General features: G+C 41.5%; 19 protein-coding genes. 11 read left to right on the top strand and 8 right to left on the bottom strand.

Translation table 11 applies throughout. The features are described 5' to 3' along the window. Positions 1-101: 101 nt before the first annotated feature. From L1D51_RS11735 to L1D51_RS11750, 4 genes are all read left to right on the top strand, one after another. Entirely contained in the window at positions 102-893 is a 792-nt protein-coding gene (locus tag L1D51_RS11735) for a hypothetical protein (protein ID WP_082401607.1), read from the top strand. Positions 894-931: 38 nt separating this feature from the next. Further along, complete coding sequence (locus L1D51_RS11740; RefSeq protein ID WP_239963723.1) at positions 932-2,101, top strand: BamA/TamA family outer membrane protein; 1,170 nt, start codon at positions 932-934, stop codon at positions 2,099-2,101. Between the two features lie 87 nt (positions 2,102-2,188). Continuing rightward, on the top strand, positions 2,189-4,156 hold the full coding sequence (locus L1D51_RS11745) for an alkyl/aryl-sulfatase (RefSeq protein WP_239963724.1): 1,968 nt from the start codon (positions 2,189-2,191) through the stop codon (positions 4,154-4,156). Positions 4,157-4,298: 142 nt separating this feature from the next. Further along, positions 4,299-4,760 carry a hypothetical protein gene (locus tag L1D51_RS11750; RefSeq protein WP_054562515.1) on the top strand — a complete coding sequence of 154 codons (462 nt, stop codon included), beginning with the start codon at positions 4,299-4,301 and terminating at the stop codon, positions 4,758-4,760. A 100-nt stretch (positions 4,761-4,860) separates the two neighbouring features. On the opposite strand, the gene L1D51_RS11755 is transcribed toward L1D51_RS11750, so the two are convergent. The 4 genes from L1D51_RS11755 to exaC all read right to left on the bottom strand — a co-directional run bounded on the left by L1D51_RS11755 (position 4,861) and on the right by exaC (position 9,080). Then, positions 4,861-5,928, bottom strand: coding sequence for a S41 family peptidase (locus L1D51_RS11755; protein WP_239963732.1), 1,068 nt, complete (start codon positions 5,926-5,928; stop codon positions 4,861-4,863). 144 nt (positions 5,929-6,072) lie between these two features. Further along, the gene (locus tag L1D51_RS11760; RefSeq protein WP_239963725.1) at positions 6,073-6,345 is read right to left on the bottom strand and encodes a hypothetical protein; all 273 of its coding nucleotides are present in this window, start codon (positions 6,343-6,345) and stop codon (positions 6,073-6,075) included. A gap of 590 nt (positions 6,346-6,935) precedes the next feature. Continuing rightward, a complete protein-coding gene (locus tag L1D51_RS11765) occupies positions 6,936-7,421 on the bottom strand; it encodes an arsinothricin resistance N-acetyltransferase ArsN1 family B (RefSeq protein ID WP_054562516.1) in 486 nt (161 codons plus the stop codon). A 138-nt stretch (positions 7,422-7,559) separates the two neighbouring features. After that, on the bottom strand, positions 7,560-9,080 hold the full coding sequence (gene exaC, locus L1D51_RS11770) for an acetaldehyde dehydrogenase ExaC (protein ID WP_054554003.1): 1,521 nt from the start codon (positions 9,078-9,080) through the stop codon (positions 7,560-7,562). Between the two features lie 177 nt (positions 9,081-9,257). Here exaC and L1D51_RS11775 point away from each other — a divergent pair, with 177 nt between their 5' ends. Then, positions 9,258-10,166 (top strand): AraC family transcriptional regulator, encoded by a 909-nt coding sequence (locus L1D51_RS11775; RefSeq protein WP_239963726.1) that lies wholly within the window; start codon positions 9,258-9,260, stop codon positions 10,164-10,166. Here L1D51_RS11775 and L1D51_RS11780 read toward each other — a convergent pair. Then, positions 10,156-10,827, bottom strand: coding sequence for a YoaK family protein (locus L1D51_RS11780; protein WP_054562518.1), 672 nt, complete (start codon positions 10,825-10,827; stop codon positions 10,156-10,158). The two genes, L1D51_RS11775 and L1D51_RS11780, sit on opposite strands and share 11 nt — an antisense overlap. Positions 10,828-10,956: 129 nt before the next feature. Between L1D51_RS11780 and L1D51_RS11785 the strand changes: the two genes are divergently transcribed. Further along, on the top strand, positions 10,957-11,988 hold the full coding sequence (locus L1D51_RS11785; RefSeq protein ID WP_239963727.1) for a LacI family DNA-binding transcriptional regulator: 1,032 nt from the start codon (positions 10,957-10,959) through the stop codon (positions 11,986-11,988). On the opposite strand, the gene gtfA is transcribed toward L1D51_RS11785, so the two are convergent. Then, a complete protein-coding gene (gtfA, locus tag L1D51_RS11790; RefSeq protein ID WP_239963728.1) occupies positions 11,985-13,457 on the bottom strand; it encodes a sucrose phosphorylase in 1,473 nt (490 codons plus the stop codon). The genes L1D51_RS11785 and gtfA overlap by 4 nt on opposite strands. Positions 13,458-13,595: 138 nt before the next feature. Between gtfA and L1D51_RS11795 the strand changes: the two genes are divergently transcribed. From L1D51_RS11795 to L1D51_RS11805, 3 genes are all read left to right on the top strand, one after another. Next, positions 13,596-14,816: an MFS transporter gene (locus L1D51_RS11795; protein ID WP_054562521.1), complete on the top strand. Its 1,221-nt coding sequence runs from the start codon at positions 13,596-13,598 to the stop codon at positions 14,814-14,816. Positions 14,817-14,968: 152 nt separating this feature from the next. Next, positions 14,969-17,368 (top strand): TonB-dependent siderophore receptor, encoded by a 2,400-nt coding sequence (locus tag L1D51_RS11800; protein WP_063529447.1) that lies wholly within the window; start codon positions 14,969-14,971, stop codon positions 17,366-17,368. A gap of 190 nt (positions 17,369-17,558) precedes the next feature. Next, complete coding sequence (locus L1D51_RS11805) at positions 17,559-18,644, top strand: methyl-accepting chemotaxis protein (RefSeq protein WP_054562523.1); 1,086 nt, start codon at positions 17,559-17,561, stop codon at positions 18,642-18,644. A 41-nt stretch (positions 18,645-18,685) separates the two neighbouring features. Here L1D51_RS11805 and L1D51_RS11810 read toward each other — a convergent pair whose 3' ends face one another. Further along, positions 18,686-19,897 carry a sugar efflux transporter gene (locus L1D51_RS11810; RefSeq protein WP_239963729.1) on the bottom strand — a complete coding sequence of 404 codons (1,212 nt, stop codon included), beginning with the start codon at positions 19,895-19,897 and terminating at the stop codon, positions 18,686-18,688. A gap of 226 nt (positions 19,898-20,123) precedes the next feature. On the opposite strand from L1D51_RS11810, the gene L1D51_RS11815 reads away from it, so the two are divergent. Together L1D51_RS11815 and L1D51_RS11820 are read left to right on the top strand one after the other, a co-directional pair. Then, positions 20,124-21,638, top strand: a complete 1,515-nt coding sequence (locus L1D51_RS11815; RefSeq protein WP_239963730.1) for a catalase — start codon at positions 20,124-20,126, stop codon at positions 21,636-21,638. 59 nt (positions 21,639-21,697) lie between these two features. Further along, positions 21,698-22,177 (top strand): ankyrin repeat domain-containing protein, encoded by a 480-nt coding sequence (locus tag L1D51_RS11820; RefSeq protein ID WP_082422987.1) that lies wholly within the window; start codon positions 21,698-21,700, stop codon positions 22,175-22,177. Between the two features lie 44 nt (positions 22,178-22,221). Here L1D51_RS11820 and L1D51_RS11825 read toward each other — a convergent pair whose 3' ends face one another. Next, entirely contained in the window at positions 22,222-24,720 is a 2,499-nt protein-coding gene (locus L1D51_RS11825) for a S8 family serine peptidase (RefSeq protein WP_239963731.1), read from the bottom strand. Between the last annotated feature and the right edge of the window lie 276 nt (positions 24,721-24,996).

The raw sequence follows: 24,996 nt of genomic DNA on the forward strand, positions 1-24,996 counted from the left end.
CTTTAGAGGCTGAAGTCGAATATTTATTAAGCCAAAAGTATCTAAATTCAACTTAAATAAACTAAACATTTATTATTCAACCTTTTGTGTAAGGAAAACACATGACTTCTCTTCGGTTCCCCTCTTTACTAGCACTTATGATTGCTGCTTCAAGCCATGCGGCTGAGCAAAAAGAAGTACAGGATATGTCAGATCCTCTGGCTGTTTATACACAAGCAGGAGTCGGTGTTACAAACAAAGGGCTCAACTTTAAAGTTGGCCAAGCATACGATACAGGTATCGCAACCACTGCTGGTATGAATGTTTTTGAAGTAAAAGGCATATATGGCGATGCGCTAGGCTGGGAAAGCGACAGCAAAACGACAGATTCTATTGATTCTTTTCGCTTTCGTAATTTCTCAGTTGACCTAACCACTACAATCGCAACGCAAATTGATGCTAACTATAACCTTAATGCCAACCTTGTCGCTGACGAAAGTATGGATGTTTCTTATAGCTTTATAAAAGCTTTAAAACCTATGGGGCGCTTTACGTTTTACCCGTTAGCTGGGGTGGGTGCATCACTCGGTGAAAATACCCTAGAAGATGACGGCAGTCGTGACAGCGGTTATTCCATTATGGGTGCTTATGGTTTAGTCGGTATGTACGCAAAAATAACCATTAACGATAAAATTTGGCTTAACTACAATCCATTTTGGCTAACAACTATCGGCGGTAGCGATAACTATAAAGATCACTACTACGGTCTAAACCAAAGCCATATTTTGACTCATGAATTTGCAGCAAGTTACCAAATTAACCCGCGTATGAATCTACGCTATTTCGCAAACTGGAATGAAAACGTTGACTTTATGGATGGCGATCATCGTCTCGAATTTAATTATCAGCTATAAAATTTGAAGTAACAAGAAACAACAAGGTAAGGGATTAAGTGAAAAAAGTTGTACTAATAAATATGCTTACAGCAAGTTTGCTAAGCACACAAAGCTTTGCATCAAGTTACGATGAATATGCAATAAAACCTGCAGAACAGCAATTAAGTAATCAACAACAAAAAGTTGATGAACCGATTTCATTTTTACCCATACCGACTTTTATTACAGAGCCAGCTGTAGGGCCTGGGCTTGGTGTTGTTGGCCTTTTTTTTCATGACAACGAAAAGAAGGCCAAAAAGAAGAAAAAAGAAGGCTCTACCCTACCACAAAGCATTAGTTTAGTGGGCCTAATGGGCACTAAAAATGGCACCAAAGGCGGTGCTGTTGGCCACATTACCTTTTGGGATGAAGACCGTATTCGCTATCAAGGGATTGTTGGCTGGGCGAGTATAAACCTTGATTTTTATACCTTCGACGAGATCAAGCTACTCACACCATTGTCGTTGAATATTGAAGGCCCAGCGGTGTTTCAAAACCTTAAGTTGCGCTATGACGACAGTAACTTCTTTTACGGCTTTAAACAGATTTATCGTAAAGTAGAAATAAGCTTAGCCGAAAACCCTATCGAAGATTTTCTGCTCGAAAACGATATTATCAAAGACCACCTTTCACTTGATGTAAATACGTCAGGTATTGGACCATTAATTGAGTACGATAGCCGAGATAACCCCCTAAACCCTGAGCGAGGCTTTAACTACAAGGCTGAGTATTTATATTATGATGAGGCTATTGGCAGTAAGGTTGATTACACCAGTCTAAAGCTTACCGCCTTAAATTACTGGCGTTACACCGATAAATTCAACTTTGCCCTGCGCATGCAGTATGACTCAGTTAACAACCGTGGTGAAAAGCGCTTACCGGTTTATATTCCGCCAAGTATTAGCCTTCGCGGTGTGTCTGCAACTCGCTATCAAGGTCTCGATGTATTTGTTACCGAAGCAGAAGCGAGCTATAAAATCACTCACAAAATAAAGCTCAATGTGTTTACTGGTATGGGCTGGGCAGCCGATAACTTTTCTGACTTATCGAAAGCTGAAACCATTGATACTGTAGGTGCAGGCTTTCGCTATTTAATTGATGAACATTACGGAATTGGTATTGGCCTAGATGTAGCCCATGGCCCTGAACAAAACGCAATTTACATTCAGGCGGGTTCTACTTGGTAAAATTATAATACTTTTTTAATAGCTCACCTTGATTTGTTCCCATTTTATTCTAGTGTTAAGAGTGCCGATAACTTTATAAGGATAATCATGAATAATATAGCAAAATTTGGTTTTGCTGTATTGACACTAGTTTTTGTATCGCAGTTAAGTGCTAATACGGCCTCAAAACCGGCCACAGAATATACTAAACAAGCTAATGCTAACGTATTAAAAAGCCTGCCTTTTAATGACACTCAAGACTTCAAAGATGCACAAAGAGGCTTTATAACAAAGCCCGACACCTTAACTATAAAATCAGATGATGGCACTGTAGTTTGGGATCTAGAGCAGTATAAAAAATTTGTACAACTTGATAAAGCAGCACCAGATACTGTTAACCCAAGTCTATGGCGAAACTCTCAACTCTTGATGCAGTATGGTTTATTTGAAGTAACCAAAAACATTTACCAAGTACGAGGATACGACCTTTCAAATATCACTTTTGTTAAAGGTAAAAAGGGCTGGATCGTTTTTGATCCGCTAATCTCCCCTGAAACAGCTAAAGCAGCACTGGATCTAATTAATAAAGAATTAGGAAAAAGACCTGTAACAGGCATCGTCTATAGTCATAGTCACATAGACCACTATGGTGGAGCACCAGGGCTTGTAACTCGGGAGGATGTGGCACAAGGTAAGGTCGAGATTCTTGCACCAGAGCATTTTACAGAACATGCTGTGTCTGAGAACGTAATTGCAGGTAACGCAATGAGTCGTAGAGCTGTATTTATGTATGGCGCATTATTGCCAAGAGATCCCAGAGGTGGCCTAAGTGGAGGTCTTGGAATGACTACTTCAACAGGGCTTGCAGGCTTGCTATTACCTACCAAAGAAATTAGTAAAACAGGTGACGTTGTTACTGTTGATGGTGTGAAAATGGAATTCCAAATGACGCCCGGAACTGAAGCACCAGCCGAAATGAATACATGGTTTCCTCAATGGAACGCTTTATGGATGGCTGAAAATACCACAAATACGATGCATAACATTTTAACACTACGGGGGGCTCAAGTTCGTGATGCTCTGAAGTGGTCAAGTTTTTTAAATGAAACTATTGAGCGTTATGGTGATAAAGTAACAGTTAAATTTCAATCACACCATTGGCCTTTATGGGATAATGGAAGGATCCTGCCTTACTTCAAGAAACAACGAGATATATACAAGTTCACACATGATCAATCCGTACGGTTAATGAATCAAGGTTACAATGGTGAGGAAATTTCTGAGATGATCACTTTACCTCCAGAGCTTGAAAATAACTGGGCTACTCGAGGTTACTACGGCACATTACGCCATAATAGTCGAGCTGTTTATCAGCGCTACATGGGCTGGTATAACGGCAATCCATCTGATCTCAACAATCTTCCTCAAGAAGCTGTTGCTCAAAAATACATGGAGTTTATGGGTGGAGAGCAAGCTGTTCTCAAAAAAGCTCAAAAGTCATTTGATAAAGGTGATTACCGCTGGGTTGCAGAAGTTATGAAGCATGCAGTATTCGCTAACCCAAGTAGCAAAGCATCTAAAGAGTTACTTGCTGATACTCTCGAACAATTAGGTTATCAAGCAGAGTCTGGGCCATGGCGTTCAGTCTATTTACAAGGAGCGTACGAACTTAGAAATGGAGTGCCAAGTACTGGAGGCACACAAACAGCAACTCCTGATACAATTCGTGCGATGACTCCAGATATGCTATTTGATTATCTAGCCGTAAGACTTATTGCTGATAAAGCGGCTGGTAAAGTATTAAGTATCAATATTGACTTTACTGATATTAATAAACATTACACCATTACAGTAGAAAATGCTGTTTTAAACTATACGACTAAACAAGCAGAGTCAGCAGATGTCACACTCACGCTCTCTATGAAAACGATGAATAACATTCAGTTAAAAGAGATAAGTTATGATGATGCTTTAAGTTCTGGTCAATTAGAAATATCTGGCGACAAGAAAGTTTTAGATGATTTTCTTGGCATGCTCGACAATTTTAATTTCTGGTTCAATATCGTTACCCCCTAGCAAATGCAATAAAAAGGCACGTGACCGTGCCTCTTTATAGTGAAATACAATTAGAATAAAATCAAAACCAAACCCTAAAGATTGAATTAATTTATTTCACTGCTATCATCAATAGCTCAATAAATATTCAGGGATTGAACGGATGCATAAAAAAGTATCAACCAACCATTATCCATTCAAAGATTTTAAACCCCATGGGCTTGTCGAGTTTTATCAACGTGAACATGTGCTTTTAACGACTGCTACTGGGCCTTTCAACGAAGAGATTATTGACGCGCACTCTTTTATGCAAAAAGATTACATCAACAAGCTCAGCGCTGATTATGGTCAATGGTTTGAATTGGTTGAGTTTGAAAACTCATGCATGGCAACACCAGGGGCGCTTGAAAAACTAATGGTGTATTTTGTTGAGCTTCGACGAAAAGGCATCGCACCGGCCAAAACAGCTTTAGTGATAAAAGAAGGGCTTGAAGGCGGTAGTTTGCTTAGCGATACCTACTGCAATTTATATAAACGAGCAGGCATGGTAATGAATGTATTTAAGTCAAAAACAGCGGCCCTTAACTGGTTAGCAGAAGAGCCTGTGACTGAATTAGCCTGTTAACACACTATTTAATTTAAAAAGTGTTGCTCTTCTTCCCGCAAGGTCAACACTTCAACTCCCCTCTGGGTCTCCCAAACGCTTAGCTAAAGATACAGCTTAATTACAACTCAGCTATCATTTTAACAAGCGCTTGAGTTGTCCATTCAAGTCCATTGAATTTAATATCAGGTTGATAATAAAAGCCTTTTTCACGTGGTCTATTTACATAGACCTTTATCGGCAGAATCACTTTAGCAAAGCCTGAAGGTAAGGTTTCGAGCCTCACTTCCATGTAGGTAGAGTCTGTACTACTTGGTGCGCCAACTAATTGTGTGTTTGCAAACAGCTTAAAACTATCCAGTGCATCTAGACAAGCGCTGGCACATTGCCCTGGCACAATCACATAAACGGGTGTAGTAAACTGACTGGCGTTTTTTGGCATTGCTTGTTGCTCTGCTGAGGCTACCTCGACATAAAATTGTTCACCCTTATCATAAGCCGCCAGCATACTTTCGTGGGTTGTCTTTAACCATTGATACCAAGGGCTAGCCGTATCATAGCTTGCGACTACATCGCCAAAATAGTCAGTATTACCTTTAGAAGTTCGCCACCACACTTGGGTATTTTTGTGTAACTTATAGCGGCCATATTTAAATTGTTCACTGCCCCAAAGTGCTGAGGCTATTTGCTCACTCCACATCGATGAGCCACCTTGATTATGGCGAAGATCAAGTACCACAGCTTTAGCTTGCATTAACTTATCATGTTGCTGTTCAATGGCGCTCAGCATCGTTTGGTAATCTGCTTGTTGCTGCTCATTGGGTGCATACGTTGGCATACTGATCCAAGCAATATCCTTTAAAGGCCAATTAAGTTCGATTGGTAACTTATCGCCGTTGTAAGCATTTTTAAGTTTTTCTTTGACACTATCAGGCCTAATACGCCAGTTTAACTTTAAGCTGTAAGTAGAGCCGTCAGCTTTTTCAAACGTGCAGCTTTCAAGTGGCGACAAAAACGGGTTTCCATCATCAACCGTTAGTCGCCAGCCATGGTTCCACCAACTACCGGGTTGTTCTACTTCGCCGTAATAGCGGAAAACACGCTCAACTAGCAAAGTATTAATTGCTGTATTATCACAGCTTACGAGCTTATCGCCTTTGGCAACCGTATCTAATTCACTGTAATACACTTGCAACGCATCCCCCCGCCAAACTGTTGAAAAGCCCGGCCAACTTCTTTGTGGCTTTAGTTCTCTAGGTAGGGTATCAACCGCTCCTGCATGACCATCTTGTAGAACAGTTCTAAAACGTGCAATAGCCGCAGCAAAACCTTGTTAACTATGCGCTTTTACAGCCAGCTTTAAGCCTTCTTGCTTTGCTTTTTCAAGCTGTTTAGCAAAGCCTAGATTACGTACATCATGCATACCAGGGTGATTGATAACCGACAACTGATAAGCCGCTTCAACATCTTTTATAGCAAGTTCAGACCAATTAATTTCAGAATGAGTGACTGTACGACCCTCATCGGCGCGACATAGATTCACACCAAAAGGGCTAAAGTTTAGAGCTGTAAAGATGAGTGATAAGTAAAGCGTCAAGCGTTTCATAAAAATCCATTTTAAATAATTATTATGTTTAAAAAACACCCTATTTAATCACTAAGGCATTGTTATGGCAATAAAAAGGACTTCACATGTGAATAGATTAAAAAAATTCATCTATCAGGTTTATTTTAATCGTTTGTCGATTTAGAGGGATTACTCTAAAGTTAACTCATCAGCGCTTTTAAGCTAAACAGCTTCACACCATTGAGAGTGTTTGCGCAAACGAATTGTTGTCACAAAAAGTCTAGTTTGTGTGTTCTCTGGGCTTTTTATATACCGAGTTACTGCGCACGCGGTAACTCAACCAAATTGTTGTCAAAAGCTTAGCTTGTGTGTTCTCTAAGCTTTTTTATTCCGAGTTACTGCACACGCGGTAACTCAACCACATTGTTGTCAAAAGCTTAGTTTGTGTGTTCTCTAAGCTTTTTTATTCCGAGTTACTGCACACGCGGTAACTCAACCACATTGTTGTCAAAAGCTTAGTTTGTGTGTTCTCTAAGCTTTTTTATTCCGAGTCACTGCACTTGCGGTGACTCAACCAAATTGTTGTCGAAAAGCCTGGCTTGTGTGTTCGCCGGGCTTTTTTATGCCCGTTATAAAATGACTTGCCAATACGCTACATCAATCCACTGCCCGAACTTTTTACCAACTTGCTTAAAATGCGCGACTTTTTGCATATTATGCTTCTCATGCAAGGCGATACTTGCTTCATTAGGTAATGCAATGCCTGCCATAACAGCATGTACATTTTGCGTTTTTAACTGAGTAAATAGAGTGGCGTAAAGTTGGGTGCCAATCCCCTTTGTATGACTATCAGCATCTAAATAAACCGAGATTTCCACTGAGTGTTGGTAAGCTTTTCGTGCTTTCCAAGGTGTTGCATAACAATATCCAATGACATTACCTTCAGCTTCAGCAATCAACCAAGGTAAGTCAGCATCAAGATTAGCCTGTATTCGCTTGGCTATTTCAGTACCTGTGATTGCCTCAACTTCAAATGTCACCGTACTATTAACAACATAGTGATTGTAAATTGCAGCAATGGCTTCACTATCATCAATCCTTACATTTCTGATCATGATTGAAAATTCCTTACCCAACATTAATTAATTGGTTAATTAATAACAGAAAAGCAAGTTTGGAAATACATATACGCAAAATAAAAACGCCACTAGATGTGGCGTTTGGGTAGTTTCGACAACAATAAGAAATTGCTTTTAAAAGAAGCCCAGTGGATTCTCACTGTAACTTACTAATAGGTTTTTAGTTTGTTGGTAATGATCAAGGGCGAGTTTATGTGTTTCTCGGCCTATACCTGACTTTTTATAACCGCCAAACGCAGCGTGTGCTGGGTACATATGATAGCAGTTGGTCCAAACACGACCCGCTTCAATCTTACGACCAAAGTGATAAGCACGGTTCATGTTTCGACTCCACACACCTGCCCCTAAGCCAAACTCAGAGCTATTAGCAAGTGCTAACGCTTCGTCTTCATCTTTAAAAGTCGACATTGAAATAACCGGGCCAAAAATCTCTTCTTGGAACACGCGCATGTCGTTAGTGCCTTTTAATAGTGTTGGTTGAATGTAGTAACCGCCGTTAAACTCATCAGACAGTTGTTCGACTTCGCCGCCCGCAAGCACTTCGGCCCCTTCTTGTTTACCAATTTCGATGTAGCTTAGGATCTTATCAAACTGAGCTTGTGATGCTTGAGCACCCACCATGGTTTCGGTATCAAGTGGATTACCCCGTTTAATTTGTAGAGTTCGGGCAAGAACACGCTCAATAAATTGCTCGTAAATATCTTCTTGAATAAATAAACGCGATGGGCACGTACACACTTCACCTTGGTTGAAGTACGCAAGTACGGCTCCTTCAATCGCTTTACTCAAAAATTCATCGTCTTTTTCCATTACATCGTTGAAGAAGATATTTGGCGATTTACCACCTAGCTCGACCGTCGAAGGAATAATATTATCAGCAGCACATTTTAAGATATGTGAACCCACTGGCGTTGAACCTGTAAAGGCAATCTTCGCGATTCGAGTACTGGTTGCCAGCGCTTCGCCCGCTTCTTTACCATAGCCGTTTACCACATTTAGAACACCTGCAGGCAATAAGTCACCAATCACTTCAAGCAGCACTAATATAGACGTAGGCGTTTGTTCAGCTGGTTTTAAAACAATACAGTTACCCGCAGCAAGGGCTGGCGCAAGTTTCCACGCAGCCATCAACAATGGAAAGTTCCAAGGAATAATTTGCCCTACTACACCTAGTGGCTCATGAAAATGATAGGCCACCGTGGTTTCGTCTATCTCACCGATTGAGCCTTCTTGCGCGCGCACACAACCTGCGAAATAACGAAAATGATCAGCCGCTAAAGGCACATCTGCCGCAAGTGTTTCACGAATTGCTTTACCGTTATCCCAGGTTTCGGCCACTGCCAGCATTTCTAGGTTTTGTTCAATACGATCGGCAATTTTTAATAAGATATTGCTACGCTCGGTGACTGACGTTGTTCCCCATGCCGCTTTTGCATCGTGGGCTTTATCAAGTGCCAGTTCGATATCTTCTTTTGATGAACGAGGTACTTTACAAAACACTTTACCGTTTACTGGGCTAATGTTTTCAAAGTATTCTCCTTTTACAGGGGCAACCCATTGGCCACCAATATAATTCTCATACTGCGCTTTAAAGTTAACTTTTGCGCCTTCACTACCTGGATTTGCATAAATCATAATGTGTTCTCTCTTCAAATTGTTGTGTTTTATTTAGCATTGACTAAATTATGCGGTAGGTTATTGTTTAATGAACCGCTAACAATTGAAGTTAGCTCAGTTACTGAAAACACACTTGATTCCTAGTCCAGACTTTTTGACTATTTGTCCAGAATTTAGGACGACAGCGAGGCAACAATGAACACATCAGTTAGTAACAGAAGTTTAGATAAAAAACGACAACGTATTGATGTGCTTATTGAAAATAAAGTCAGTTTTGCGGGCGAACATGCCGAATTAAGTATTTACGACACCTATTTAGATGCCCAAAAAGTGGCCTTACATTCCACTGAATTATTATTTTGTGGCATGATCAGCGGTAAAAAAATCATGCATGTTGCCGACAGTGATTATCATGAAGAGTTTTTACCAAACCAATCATTTGTACTTGCCCCAGAACAAGGGGTGCTAATCGACTTTCCCAATGCATCTCTCAATCAACCAACAACCTGTTTAGCGATTGAAATCAGTACCGATAAAATAAGCCAAGTAGTTGATGCTCTTAATTTTAACCAACAAATTACCCAGGATGACTTTTTCCAATATCAAACCAAGTTAGTGCACGCCCAGCATAATCCGCAAACTCAACAACTGCTTGAGCGAATGATCACCCTATTTAGTGAAAATGAACAACACCGCGATTACTTAATTGATTTATCACTCAATGAACTCATAACCCGTCTGTTACAGCAGCAAAGCCGAGACTTAATGATAGCAAGTTGTAAGCAAGGCAAGGTCGCAACCCCATTAAGCCATGTAGTAAGTTATATAGAACAGCATCTTGCTGAGAATATTGATATCGATGTGTTATGTAAAATAGCTTGTATGAGCCGCAGTAAATTTTATCAGCAATTTAAGTTAGCCTTTGGTGTTACGCCCGCTCTTTGGCAACAACAATTACGCTTGCAAAAAGCGTATAAACTACTCGAAAAAGGGGAGGCGATTAGCCATGTTTGTTACCAATTAGGCTTTAATAACCCAAGCCATTTTAGCCGAGTGTTTAAACAAGCCTTTGGCGCAACACCTAAAAGTATCGCTAACCATTAAGTTCTGGATTGCGATGAGAATAAACACGATAGGTCAAGGCAAGTAAGATACAAATAGCACTTGGTACATAAAGCGCCGCAAAGCTCATTTTTGCAAATAACCATGCCCCTGCTAAGCCGCCAAAAATAAACCCTAAAATGATTAGGCCAAACAGTTTAGCCTTACGTTTATCAAGTGCCTCGCCACGTAAAACGCGACCAAACATAATACCTAAATCAGTGAAGATACCCGTTACATGAGTGGTACGAACAATTGCACCACTGTAAGTTGTTGCTAAGGCGTTTTGTAAACCACATGCCGCAGAGGCTAAAAAGTGCCCGTAACCCGAGCCATTAAACAATAACCAAAGTGCGCCCAGTAAAAGCCCTGCTTCAATCAATAATGCCGTGTCGTAATGACGACCTAGTTTAAGTGCTGAACTATGCAGCAAGAACCCAGCAATACCAGACCCAACTAAAAATGACAGTAATACACCTAATAAATGTAAAGCATCAAGGCTATTGCCATGCATGAGATCTGCGCCAAGCAAGGTTGCAGTTCCTGATAAATGCGATACCGCTTGATGTTCAAAGCTAAGTAAACCAACCGCATTCACACACCCAGCCACCAGCGCCAAAATAAATGCGCCAATCTCAACCCATTTTGGTAACTTAGAAATCACTCACTATTCGCCTTTTTCTCACACTCGTACTCATTCTTTTATGGTACGCCTATTTTTATGACTAAAAACACTTTTTTTCGACTCTTTATATGGTAATTTACCATTAAGTAAATCGATTAAGAACCTACAATGACAAAGCCAAAAACTTGGACGCTAAAAAGTATTGCCAAAGAGTTAGGCGTTTCAAATGCCACCGTATCAAATGCCTTTAATCGTCCTGATCAATTATCGAAAGCACGCCGCGAAGAAATTTTGGCGGCCTGTAAAAAGCTCGGCTATTTTGGCCCAAACAAGGCGGCGCAGTCATTACGCCGAGGCACCTTTAATATTGTTGCTTTAGTATTGCCAGACAGCGTTGAATATATGGTATCAGATCCGGTTGCGAGCAGCTTTATGCGCGGTGTATCGGCGGTGCTCGAAAAAAATGGCATTAATCTTTTATTATTTTCTGGTAACAACGATAACCTTAATAGCGTGGTCGATTTTGTTGATGGCTTTATTTGTTATGGTCGCCCTCGTAATAAACAACTTGTAGAACAGTTAAAACAGGTTGCCAAGCATGTTGTAACGGTTGACTTTAACATCGGTCGCGATGCCTCAGTAAACGTAAACAACCAACAAGCCAGCTTTGATATTGCCAAGCATGCACTACAAAAAAATGATGATCGGGTTGCTATTTTAGGCCTGCGCTTACTCGATAACGACGTATTATGCCGAGTATACGAACATCATGAGTTTGAAGCAGGTCAGTCGATTGCTCATCAACGACTGCGCGGTTATCACCAAGCAATCAGCGATGCTGGCATCACCCTTGGTGATGATAGAACATGGAATATTCCAGAAAGCAGTGAACGCTTTGCCAGCATTGCCGCCAAAGAAGCGCTTAGCAGCACACCAAGACCAAATGTGTTGTTGTGCATGAGTGATTTAATCGCCCTTGCCGCCATGCGCGAAGCATTAAAAATGGGCTTATCGATTCCTGAAGATGTCAAAATTGTTGGTTTTGATGGCATAGATGAAGGCCAACGATTTGTGCCAAAACTCACAACTGTCCATCAAAATAGCGAAGAAAAAGGCCGCATTGCTGCGACCTTGTTTCTATCGAAAGAGCAGCAAACAGCCGAAATCGACTATCAACTGCAATTGGGTCAAAGTAGTTAAGCTAAAAAGTCAGCCAAATCAACAATGCTTTGTTCGCCGTCTCGGTGATCAACAATGATCACTTCGCGACTAGCGAAGTCAACTTTTAACTCGATTGAGCTGGTATCATCATGCCAGCTTAAACGACACACACTGCCTTCACCTTTCGCAATAAACTCACCGTTAAATGCTGGATGCTCATTACGTAATTGAATCAGCTTAATCAACCCTTTCACCACAGGTTTAGCAAGCGCAGCATCAATGTCTTGCGCATTTAAGTAAGGGCGATTGATATCACGACCTACATTGGTGCGGGCCAATAATTCCATATCGTTTTCACAAGCGAATAGGCCACCATAATAAACTTGTGGAATACCTGGCGCGAAGAACTGAATTGCACGCGCTAATAAGTAATCAAAGTCATCTGCGCCCAAGGCATTGTAGTATGTGCAGTTAACTTGATATAAATCGACATTACTTGCTGCTGCGCCAGTTGCTAAGCGGCTTTGCCCTTCACTCTTTTCATGAATGGTTTCAACCAAATTATCAATTTCTGCTGCGTTTAATAAACCCGGTTTATCACCCATAGGGCCTGCGTCAATGATGCCAATGCCATCATGGGTATCAAGTACCGTTAAACAGTTTCGCGGCGAAATGGTTAGCCAATTCAGTAAAGCTTGCGCATCATTGCTAAACAAGCTGTGTAAAATAAGGGGTGGTAAAGCAAAGTCATAAACCATATTTACACGCTTTGCGACTTCAACCTGAGTCTGGAAATGGCTGTGGATCTCGGCAATGGTTTCCATACCCGCTTCATTAGCTTGTGCCGAAAGCTTATTTAAATACTCAAAAGTTTCATCCAACATAAAGCAGTTTGTGCCAGCCTCTTTAATCGCATAGCCTGCCGCATCTAAACGAATAATGTTGACATTATTATCAGCAAACTTGCCAAGCACCGTATTTAAATACTCGATACCCGCCGTTGATTTCACATTAATATCAATTTGGTTATCGGTAAATGTGGTCCAAAAATCATAGGTTTGGCCATCACCACACGCAATAGGTGTAAAGCAGCTACCCGGACGCGGACGGTAAATCGCTTGTTGCTCAACCTCAGACATGCCATTTGGGAATACATCGTCTTTAGTTAAAAATAAATCCCAAAATTCAGATTGCTTGCCTTTAGCGAGTACATCTTTAAATTGGAAAGATTGTGCTGAAACATGGTTAACAATTAAGTCAGCCATAAGGTCATAGTTTGCACCAAGCACGTTAATATCGTCCCAGCTACCAAGGCGCGAGTCTACTTCACTATGATCAATAGGATCAAAGCCAGCATCACTGCCATCAATCGGATTATAAAATGGCAACAAATGTACACCTGCAAACACATTGTTAAGTGGGCCATTTAATAAATTACTTAATTCATCAATACCTTGACCAGTAATACGGTCTGCGTAGGTGATTAATTGCACTTTATTGTTGATCATAATTGTTAATACCAAGTTGAAACTTAATCGATTAAGATATATCTTTAACCACGACAGCAAATTATTCAAGCAGTTTTTATAGTTTTTATACACTAATATACATAGTAAAGGCGCAGACCTTTCGGTGGGGATACAACAATGAATAGAACACACGATCCTTTGCAAACCATTAGATGGCTGACATACATGATGTTTTTTATGTTTGCGATGACCTCTGATGCGGTTGGTATGATCATTCCTGAGCTTATCGAAGAATTTAATTTAAGCATGACCCAAGCCAGTGCTTTCCATTATGCACCTATGGCACTTATTGCTTTTAGTGGCCTGTTTTTAGGTTTTTTGGCCGACAGTTTTGGGCGCAAACAAACCATCATGCTGGGGCTCGGCATATTCACCATTTGTTGTTTTCTGTTCGCCGTTAGCAGTAGTTTTAGCATATTTGTAGTGTTACTTAGCTGTATTGGTCTTGCTATTGGGTTATTTAAAACCGGTGCTTTGGCGCTGTTAGGTGATATTTCTAAAAACAATTTAGAGCACACAAAAACCATGAATTTGGTCGAAGGCTTTTTTGGTGTTGGCGCCATTGTAGGCCCTGCCCTTGTCAGCTTTTTAATCACCCAACAGGTAAGCTGGACCTACCTTTACGTTATCGCTGGGGTTTTATGTTTAATTTTAACCTTAATTGCTTGGCGTGCAGATTACCCTAAACCTAAAAAGCTTGAAGAACACGCCAAACCGGCTTCTCTTGCAACCACCATGAGTATGATGAAAAACCCTTATGCACTCGGTTTTTCATTAGCGATTGCCCTTTATGTTGCAACCGAAGTGGCTATTTATGTGTGGATGCCTACTCTACTTGGCGATTACAACGGCCCTTGGCAATTACTGGCAACCTATGCACTGACCTTGTTTTTCATATTACGCGCTGCGGGACGTTTCTTGGCGGTATGGCTGTTAAATCACTTCAGTTGGCAAGCGGCGATGCTGTATTTAAGCTTAGGAATCGCACTGTGTTATTTAGGCTTAATCTTCGGTGGTGTTGATTGGGCGGTATTCTTACTCCCATTATCAGGGCTATTCATGTCGATGATCTACCCAACTTTAAACTCAAAAGGTATTTCTTGCTTTGCGGTGCAACAGCACGGTGCAGTTGCTGGGGTTATTTTGTTTTTTACCGCCCTTTCTGCGGCTGCAGGCCCATTATTAATGGGTGTGATCAGTGACTATTTTGGCCACATTCGTTACGGCTTTTATCTCGCAACAGGTTTCGCATGTTTACTGTTTTTAGCCATGCTATATAACTACTTACGTAACCCTGCTGAACAAGCTTTAGCGCAGCACAGTGCATTAAGCCACTAAATAAAAATCGTTAAAAATCAATTATCGAACATAAATCGTGCAAGTTTTTCGCTAAAAAGACTTGCACTGTGTAAAATTATTGTTATCTTTACTTAATCGATTAAGATAGCAATTTAGACAACAAACCATCTGGGATTGAGACGAGGCACATTATGACAACACACAAACATGCCCTTTATACATTAAGCGCGCTTGCATTAGCAGTAAGCCAAAACTTACACGCCGAAGAGCAAGCACAACCTGAGGCTAAAAAAAGCGGCCTTGAAACTATCGTTGTAACCGGTGTACCACGCCGTACAACCATCATGGCATCAAGCTCATCGGTTAGCAGTGTTACATTAGCGGAAATTGAAGTATCAACACCTCGTTCTACTGCAGAAGCATTTAGAACAATCCCGGGTGTTCGTTCAGAATCAACTGGTGGTGAAGGTAACGCAAATATCGCGGTACGTGGTTTACCGGTTGCATCGGGCGGTGCTAAATTCTTGCAACTACAAGAAGACGGCTTACCAGTTATGCAGTTTGGCGATATTGCCTTTGGTAACGCAGACATTTTCATGCGCTTAGATTCAACAGTGCAAAGTGTTGAATCAATCCGTGGTGGCTCAGCTTCAACAGCAGCAAGTGATGCCCCAGGTGGTATCATCAACTTTATTTCAAAAACGGGTGAGAACGAATCAGGCAGTGTATCGACCACTGTAGGCCTTGATTATGATTCAATTCGTACAGACTTTGAGTATGGTACGTATTTAAACGACAGTGTGCGCTATCACATTGGTGGCTTCGTTCGCCAAGGTGAAGGTCCACGTGAAACCGGTTATACATCAAATAAAGGTGGCCAAATTAAGGCAAACCTAACTAAAGAATTTGATGCTGGTTATGTTCGCGTTTACTTTAAACACCTCGATGATAAGAGCGTAGGTTACCTACCTATGCCTATGTACTCAGATGGCGATTCAATCCCAGGTTTCGATGCACAATCAGATACGCCCCATTCAGCGCTTTTCACACAAACTCTGCGTTTAAATGGTGATAACCAAATCAGCACAGGCGATATGACCGACGGTATGAACCCAGTTGTTACCTCAGTGGGTTTTGAAGCAGCATTTGATTTAGAAAACGACTGGCGCATCGAAAACCGCTTTAGAACATCATCAGTAAGCGGTAACTTTATTTCTCTAATTCCAGCTGAAGTTGCATCTGCGAGCTCTATTGCTTCTAGTATTGCTGGTGATGGTGCATCGCTTGTTTATGCAAATGGTGGTTCAGCAGGCGAAGCCTATGGCGATGACGATTTAGCAATGCGTATTCATACATTTGATGTAACGCTAAACGACATGGGTTCAATTGTTAATGACCTTAAATTAACTAAGTCGTTCTCTGATGACACTAGCGTTACGTTTGGTTACTTTGCATCAAGCCAATCTATTGATATGTCGTGGCTTTGGAACTCATATGTTATGGAGCTAAAAGGCGACAACGCTGCATTACTTGACGTTTACGCTGCGAATGGCGACAGCTATTCAGATAATGGCTTGTACGCGTATGGTACACCTTACTGGGGTAACTGCTGTCAACGTAACTACGATACAGAGTACGAAACTCGCGCACCTTACATTAACTTAGCCACTAAGTTTGGCGATTTAAGCATTGATGCAAGTGCTCGCTATGATTCAGGTGAAGCACGCGGTAACTACGCAGGTGCAGTAACATCAACAATTGATATGAATGGCGACGGTACTATCTCAATTCCTGAGCAAAGTGTTGTTGGTATTGATAACGCTAACCCAAGCATTGTTAACTACGACTGGCACTACAGCTCATACTCAATTGGTGCAAACTACCAAATTGATCCAAGCTTTGCGACTTTTGCCCGTTTAAGTAAAGGCGGCCGCGCAAATGCAGACCGCTTACTATTCGGTAAAGTTGAAGCAGATGGTTCGGTTGCCGAAGCCGATGCAATTGATGAAGTAAATCAATATGAGTTTGGTGTGAAAAAACGTTTTGATTCACTATCAGTATTTGCAACAGCATTCTACGCAGAAACTGAAGAGCAAAACTTTGAAGCAACATCACAAAAATTCTTTGACCGTGAATATGAAGCAAAAGGTATTGAGGTTGAATCAACGTACTATGTTGGTGATTGGGACTTCCGTGGTAACTTTACTTGGACAGACGCAGAAATTGCTAAAGATGCGTTATCGCCAGAGTTAGTCGGTAATACACCACGTCGTCAAGCTGACCTTATTTACTCACTAATGGCAACTTACAACTTTGATAAAGGTGCTGCTGGTCTAAGCTTTATTGGTACAACGGATGCTTACGCACAAGACAGTAACGACCTTGAGTTTGATGGCTATACACAAGTGAATGGATTTGTAAGTTACAATCTGTCTGAAAACTTAAGTCTATCGCTTAACGTGAACAACCTGTTCGACACCGTAGGTATCACCGAAGCAGAAGAAGGCTCAGTACCAGATAACGACATTATCCGTGCCCGTACTATTAACGGCCGTACAACGTCGCTTACTTTAAAATATTCTTTCTATTAATTACTCTCCTCCCTCGTTTTAGCCCAGTTTTTACTGGGCTTTTTCGGCTTTAATTGTCAGCTTTTTCTACTACACTTAATCAAATAGTCGTAATTACCCTCTTTCTAATAAAAAACACTGATAATAAGTTAATACTTTGATCTATAATCAGGGTTGGTATAAGTATTAACCATATGAATTAGGAACATACATGTTTGTCTCTAGCAAAAGCCACTCTTTACTCCAAGATCAATACAACGCGCTATTAGCTGAAGTTGAGGCACTTAAAGCCGACAATCACGTATTACGTGACGAAAACGAACGCTTAGAAGCAAAATTACATCAGCAAGCTGATGACGCAGACCAACTGTTCCTTGCTAACTTATTGAATAGTTCGATTGAATGTATCACGCAAATTGAGGGCGTACGCCAAACTGTACTCGACTCATACCTTGTTATCGAAGAAGAAAGCCAAGTTACTTTACAAATAAGCCAACTACTAAACGACTCAAATAACGCTCTGCAACATATTGTCAGTGAAATGGCGAGTATGGCAGGTAAAATGGGTAGCATGACCAGTAACATTACGGGTCTGTCTGATATGGCCGATAGCATCAACACCTTTGTATCAACCATTTCTAAAATTTCTGATCAAACCAACTTACTTGCGCTAAATGCCGCAATCGAAGCTGCCCGTGCTGGTGAGGCTGGTCGTGGGTTTAGCGTTGTTGCCGACGAAGTTCGTACACTTGCAACCAACACCAATAAATCAGCCCAAGAAGTATCTGATCTAGTCAAAGAGATCATCAACAAAACCAGCGAAACGGTGACCTCGGTTGAAGATATCCAGCAAAATAACACTCAGCTTTCAACCAGTTTTGATACGCTAAACAATGACTATGGTTCAATCATGAGTCACTGTGATTCGATGAAAGAAACCATTATTAATGCTGCTACACGCTCATTCGTGCAAACCGTAAAACTGGACCACATTGTTTGGAAAGGTGAAGTTTATTCAGTTGCCAATGGCACAAGTAACAAGTCGATTGATGACTTTTCAGATCACACCATGTGCCGATTAGGTAAATGGTATAATTCAGAGCAATCAAATGGCTTCAAACAACATAACGCATTTCGTCAATTAGAAGAGCCACATCGTGAAGTTCATCGCAATGGTGTTGAAGCGTTAGTCATGCTGCAAACAGGCAATAAAGACGCAGCGATTAATCACATTAATAAGATGGAAGCAGCCAGTGAGCGAGTCATGCATTTACTTGATCAAATTGCTAATGGCTAAAAACGATAAAACCGAGCTCCGATGCTCGGTTTTTTATCAAGTTATTCAACTAAGCCTTCTTGCAGTACTGGCATAACAGCTCCTTGCTGCTCTTGACGCTTCACATAACTAAACAACATTAAGCAGCCAAGGGCTAAACTTGCAGCTAGCATAGAACCAAGCGTTGCAAACCTAAAACTATAAAACTGTGCAACAACCCCTGTAGCCCCTGCCCCGCACATAACACCCAGTTTAATGGCGTTCGTGTAAAACGCTGAGGTAAACCCTATTCGTTCGGGGAGCTGATCTTGTAATACGGTTAAGCCAATGCCCGCAAAAATACCGTAAAACAGCCCATTTAAAACTTGCAACGCGATTAAATGCCATACTTGAGTGGCAAAAAACACCCCTAAATAAAATACAATGGCACAACAAAATGCCACCGCAAGCATCGCAACTTTATTGTATTTTTTAGCAAGCTTTGCCCCATACAGCATGATAGGAATTTCTAACAGTGCCACCACACCCATAAACAGCCCGGGCGTATGTTCAGCAAATCCTAGTTCAGTAATGCTATAAAGCGGCAGTGCCGATGAATACATAATATTGCCCGTTGAACCAAGCATAATAGCTAAGCCCAACAACCAAAATGATAAACTCGCTGCGGCTGCAGGCTCTCTGCCATGTTGTGATTTTTTAGCGCTGTAGTCAGGAATAAACTTAAATGCGAAGATTAGCGCAACCAAGGCACACACCGCAGCAAAGTAAAACGAGCGGCTAAACTCGCCTCCAGCAGCTAACATATAACCAAGCGGCGGGCCGCCGACCCAAGCAAAGGAAATAGCTGCACGTAAACGGGAATTAAAACTGGTAATGTCGATGTTCTGTTGACGCCCCGCCCATTGTCTTGCCACAGTCATCATTTGCGGAATTGCCGCATTGCCCATCGCAAGAAACAACACGCCTGCGAGCAATACTTGCCAAAATGCAGTGGCATTCGCAAAGGTCACTAACGCACACACCATACCTGATACAGCCACCATAAATAACTTTCGCGCACTGGTGCCTTTATCTGCCATGCCACCTAACCACTGACTAATAACTAACCCAGTAATGGTGACCGCCACCATATAAACACCTAAATACACGGGCGGTGTTTGCAGCCCTTCGACAATGAATAAGCTCATCAATGGGTTAACAAATGCCCCCATTAACCCGGTTAGCATACTTAGAAGAATAAAAATTACACCATGCTGTTTCAGCAATGCTTTCACTCACAACCCCACATTAATACGACACGTGAACAGATATTTAAAGGGCGCAAATTATACACAGTTTTAGCGAAAACTTCATTTTGTAATACAAATAAAATTAAGCCTACCATTGATAGTTAAAATCTATCATTATGATAGAAACAATCAGTTTCACCAAACCAAAACACCTTCATATAATGGCTGCAACAAAACGCCAATGCCTTGGTGACTTATGAAGAGGTTTATTATGAAATTTAATCGCACACTGACTTTAAGCGCACTTGCTCTTGCAATCAGCCTTCCGGCATCCGCTGCTACACTTACCAAAGACAATGGTGCAGCTGTAGGTGATAACCAAAACTCCATTACAGCTGGCCCGCATGGCAGCGTTTTACTTGAAGACGTTCATCTAATTCAAAAACTGCAACGCTTTGCTCGCGAACGTATTCCTGAGCGTGTTGTTCATGCTCGTGGTACAGGTGCACATGGTGTGTTTGTTGCGAGTAAAAACCTTGAAGACCTAACCATTGCTGCGCCGTTTGCACAAGCAGGCAAAGAAACAGAAGTATTCGTTCGTTTTTCATCGGTTATTCACGGTAAAGGTAGCCCTGAAACTCTACGTGACCCACGCGGTTTTGCTACAAAGTTTTATACAGATCAAGGTAACTGGGACTTAGTGGGTAATAACTTACCTGTGTTCTTTATTCGTGATGCGATTAAGTTTCCAGATATGGTGCATTCATTAAAACCATCTCCGGTTGATAACATTCAAGATCCAAATCGCTTTTTTGATTTTTTCTCACATGAACCAGGTTCAACACATATGCTGACATGGGTTTATAGTGACCATGGAACACCAGCAAGCCTGCGTAAAATGGATGGCTTTGGAGTGCATTCTTATAAAATGATCAACAAAGACGGTGACGTAAAATACGTAAAATTTCACTGGCTTAGCCAACAAGGCATTGAAAACTTAAATGCTAAGCAAGTAACTGAAGTACAAGGTAAAGATTTTCAGCATTTAACCCGTGATCTGTACCAAGAAATCAATAAAGGTAATTTCCCGAAATGGGATTTATATATCAAAGTATTAGACCCATCTGAACTGGATGACTTTGATTACAACCCGTTAGATGCAACAAAAATGTGGTTAGGTGTTAAAGAGACCAAAGTGGGTACCATGACACTAAACCGTATGCCGGGCAACTTCTTCCAAGCAACAGAACAAGTCGCTATGGCCCCTGCGAATATCATTCCGGGTATTGAACCATCAGAAGATCGTTTGTTACAAGGTCGTGTGTTTTCATATGCCGACACCCAAATGTATCGTTTAGGTGCAAACCACCAGCAATTGCCAATTAACCGCGCCAAAGTAGAAGTGGTTAATTACAACCAAGACGGTGCGATGAACTTTGGTCATACCACCAGCAATGTGAACTATCAGCCAAGCCATGAAAACGTGCAAGAAAACCCAATTGCTCGTAAGGCACAAACTAAGCTGGCTGGCTATGTACAGCAAGCAGCCATTAAAAAGCAGCAAAACTTTGCTCAAGCTGGTGTGTTATATCAAAGCTTTTCTAAACAACAGCGTACAAACCTGATCAACAACTTAGCGGGTGATTTAGGGAAGGTAAAAGATAGCAAGGTAAAGCACATTATGCTCAGCCACTTTTACAAAGCAGACACCGAATACGGCATGCGCTTAACCAAAGCCGTCGGCGGTAACCTAGCGACCGTGAAAAAACTAGCAAGCTCACTTTAATTCACTCTCCCAACCTTGATGAGGAAGGCACGTCCTTCCTCTTTTTTTAGGAGTTAACTATGCGAATTTTTACTTTTCTACTGCTGAGCCTTTTATTAACATGCAACCCAGTTAATGCTGATCAGCAAACAGACTCACAGACGCAATATCAAACCTTACTTGCCTATTATTTTGCTGCTGCGCGAACCGCAGAGAACGACATCATTGAACAATTTGTTGAGGCCGGATTACCAATCAACAGTGTTAATGAAAAAGGCTATACCGCGCTGATGATTGCCACTTATCATGGCCACAAACAAACGGTAAACCAACTATTAGCATTAGGCGCCAATGCTTGCCTTGAAGATAAACGCGGCAATACCGCTTTGATGGCCGCTATTTTTAGAGGTGAATTTAGCATCGCTAAAACATTAATGAAGCAAGACTGCGACACAGAGCATGCGAATAAAGCAGGGCAAACCGCCGAAGCATTTGCAGCACAATTTGGTCAACAGCATGTACTCGCTTTACTTACGCAATATAAGAAAGCAAAACAATAAAAAAAGCCCAGTGGGGAAACTGGGCTTTGAGCAGTGAAACAATGTTAGTCGAAGGACACTATCACTGGGTTAGAACAAACAGTATCAGATACACAAACTTGATATTCATAGCTTGGTAACTCAGCTTTACGCTCTACATCGCGATAGAAACCACGATCAGCTACTGTTTCAAGTAGTTCACCATTACGGTAGATGCTTACTTGATCAGCCACGGTTTGCCAGCTTAAATCAACACGCATAGTACCTAAACGTGTTTTGTTAGCACGTTTAACCGATAGCTCAATTTCAACATCAGATACCACAACCGTTTGCGTGAACGTATCTGTTTGACCTTCGCTATCTGTCGCAGTTAGCGTCACTTCATAGCTGCCTGCTTGTGCGTAAGTATGCATAGGATCAGCATCTGTTGATGATGCACCGTCACCAAAATCCCACGCCCAAGCAACAATATCGTCATTGCTATCTGTGCTGGTATTAGTGAAAGTGACATCTAAACCTGATGTTTCAAATGCAAAGCCAGCTTGTGGAGGCTGCGGGCTCACTTCACCAATAGCGCTAAACGTCAGTGACCAGCTGTTTAAAGTACCGGTATCAGCAGACAGTACGTCTTTGACATTGAGTACCCAATCACCTGTCGCAACTTCGCCATTAAAGTTAGCCAGCGAGTAGCTTTGTACTAGATCATCAGCACCACCGCCAGATTGGCTGTGAAGTGTTGCAGTTGTTCCTTGCGGCGACGTTAATGTGACGATTAAATCACCAATGTAAGTATGAGTAATATCAATACTTGCATCCGTTGAGAACACAGTAAGTTCATCAGCTACAGTAATCACCGAATCAATACCCGTGTCATTGTTATCTGGAATAGACACTGGTGTTTCATTTGAGAAAGTAAAGTCATTTAAGCCAACAGGGTTAACAAACAGTGACGCACTGCTTTGTTTAGCTAACTCACCTGATGTTGCATCAACAACAAAACTGTAACTGCCCCATGCTGTTGCTTCTTGTGTTGGTACCGTTAGTGTAACTACATCTCCAGGTACAGCTTCTGTTTGCGATAGTGTTGCGCCCGCTAAATCAGCTTGAAGTGCTAGGCTAACGACACCATCCCACTGGGCGATTGAACCAATTTCAAAGGTATAGGTTGCAGTTTCACCAGCAGTAATTTGCTGTGAACTTGGCGACACCGAGATTTTGAAGCTTGGAGTCGGATCAGCTTGCTCAAGTGCTTGATTCACATTTAAGCGATTGCCAGACACTGTTTTGCCTTGCAGCGCTTCATTTTGGTCACCGCTATTCATTAGCAACTCTTTAAGTTCAAGCGCTGATAAATCAGGGTTGATCGAAAGCACTAATGCAGCTGCACCAGCAACATGCGGTGTTGCCATTGATGTACCAGAATAGCTAGCGTAACCATTGCCCGGTACCGTTGATAAAATTGCACTACCTGGTGCGCCTAAATCAACACTTGTTAAACCCCATTGTGAAAAGCTCGACATGTTATCTCTGTTGTCAGTACTGGCAACTGATAATACGCTGTCATGCTCGTAGTTAGACGGATAATGAGGGTTTTGATCGTTATCAACCGCATCGTTACCCGCTGCTGCTACAAATAGAATATCGGCTTGTTCACTTGCCGTAATAGCATCTGCCAGTGCTTGGCTAAAGCCACCGCCACCCCAGCTGTTATTTAAAACACGTACATTTACGCCTTGGTTTTTAAGATCAACCATGTAATCGATACACTTAATTGCATCAGAAGTTGAACCTGTACCATCTGCACTTAAGAACTTACAGCCCGCAATTGATACCTCATGGTTCACACCAACAACACCGGTGCCATTGTTACCTGACGCACCTATTGTGCCCGATACGTGAGTACCATGGCCTTGGTCATCCATTGGATCACCTGAGTCGGTAATCGCATTAATACCGTGCACGTCATCGATGTAACCATTACCGTCATTATCGATACCATCACCCGGAATTTCGCCTGGGTTGATCCATGCGTTATCAGCTAAATCTTCGTGGCTGTAATCAACACCGGTATCAATTACACCAACAACAACTTCGCGGCTACCGGTTGAGATTGACCATGCTTCAACTGCATCAATGTCAGCATCGGCGACACCACCTGTTTGACCTTCGTTGTGTAAACCCCACAGCGACGAAAAATCAGGATCATTAGGTACACTGGCAATCGATACACGGTAGTCAGGCTCTACATATTCAATAGCAGCATGGTTTTGTAGGCGTTTGATAGCTTCTTTGCTGCTCATACCTGAAACTTTAAATTTAGCTAAACGGCCAGACAAAATAGCTGAATAGTTATCATCGACACCATCTTTGTTGATGTCGCTGATGGTGGCTTTAACTAAGCTACGAGCATGGGCACGCATTGCAGCAGAGGTGCCTTTTTTATACATAACAAGTACAGAGTCTTCACTTGCACCAACGACGGTTGTTTTTGCTGGTGTGCTGATTTGTGCAGCACCTAAACATGGTAATAAGGCTAGGCTTAATACAGATAATTTAGTTTTCATATTTACTATCCATAATTTGTTGAACTGATCGAATCACTATGATCCGACCACCAAAGCTCATTACTTCTGAATGATGAATATCACGTGGCATATTTCATAAATGGCAAATTGCAGATAACAGGCAAGAAAAAAAATGATGCTAAGTTTAAATCCATACTTTTTTGCTGATTGAATCAATAAAAATACGTCCAATTCACACTTTTTTGTGAAAAAAGCACCCTCAATGATCCATTAATATTTCTACAACTTTTTTACTGCTTTTAAATCAAAACCCAT

The sequence above is a fragment of the Pseudoalteromonas shioyasakiensis genome (assembly GCF_022398475.1).
Lineage (GTDB): Bacteria > Pseudomonadota > Gammaproteobacteria > Enterobacterales > Alteromonadaceae > Pseudoalteromonas.

Coding starts and splice junctions, on each gene's coding strand:
- L1D51_RS11735 (WP_082401607.1), top strand. CDS start 102: ATGACTTCTCTTCGGTTCCCCTCTTTACTAGCACTTATGATTGCTGCT.
- L1D51_RS11745 (WP_239963724.1), top strand. CDS start 2,189: ATGAATAATATAGCAAAATTTGGTTTTGCTGTATTGACACTAGTTTTT.
- L1D51_RS11750 (WP_054562515.1), top strand. CDS start 4,299: ATGCATAAAAAAGTATCAACCAACCATTATCCATTCAAAGATTTTAAA.
- L1D51_RS11760 (WP_239963725.1), bottom strand. CDS start 6,345: ATGAAACGCTTGACGCTTTACTTATCACTCATCTTTACAGCTCTAAAC.
- L1D51_RS11765 (WP_054562516.1), bottom strand. CDS start 7,421: ATGATCAGAAATGTAAGGATTGATGATAGTGAAGCCATTGCTGCAATT.
- exaC (WP_054554003.1), bottom strand. CDS start 9,080: ATGATTTATGCAAATCCAGGTAGTGAAGGCGCAAAAGTTAACTTTAAA.
- L1D51_RS11775 (WP_239963726.1), top strand. CDS start 9,258: ATGAACACATCAGTTAGTAACAGAAGTTTAGATAAAAAACGACAACGT.
- L1D51_RS11785 (WP_239963727.1), top strand. CDS start 10,957: ATGACAAAGCCAAAAACTTGGACGCTAAAAAGTATTGCCAAAGAGTTA.
- gtfA (WP_239963728.1), bottom strand. CDS start 13,457: ATGATCAACAATAAAGTGCAATTAATCACCTACGCAGACCGTATTACT.
- L1D51_RS11795 (WP_054562521.1), top strand. CDS start 13,596: ATGAATAGAACACACGATCCTTTGCAAACCATTAGATGGCTGACATAC.
- L1D51_RS11800 (WP_063529447.1), top strand. CDS start 14,969: ATGACAACACACAAACATGCCCTTTATACATTAAGCGCGCTTGCATTA.
- L1D51_RS11805 (WP_054562523.1), top strand. CDS start 17,559: ATGTTTGTCTCTAGCAAAAGCCACTCTTTACTCCAAGATCAATACAAC.
- L1D51_RS11815 (WP_239963730.1), top strand. CDS start 20,124: ATGAAATTTAATCGCACACTGACTTTAAGCGCACTTGCTCTTGCAATC.
- L1D51_RS11820 (WP_082422987.1), top strand. CDS start 21,698: ATGCGAATTTTTACTTTTCTACTGCTGAGCCTTTTATTAACATGCAAC.
- L1D51_RS11825 (WP_239963731.1), bottom strand. CDS start 24,720: ATGAAAACTAAATTATCTGTATTAAGCCTAGCCTTATTACCATGTTTA.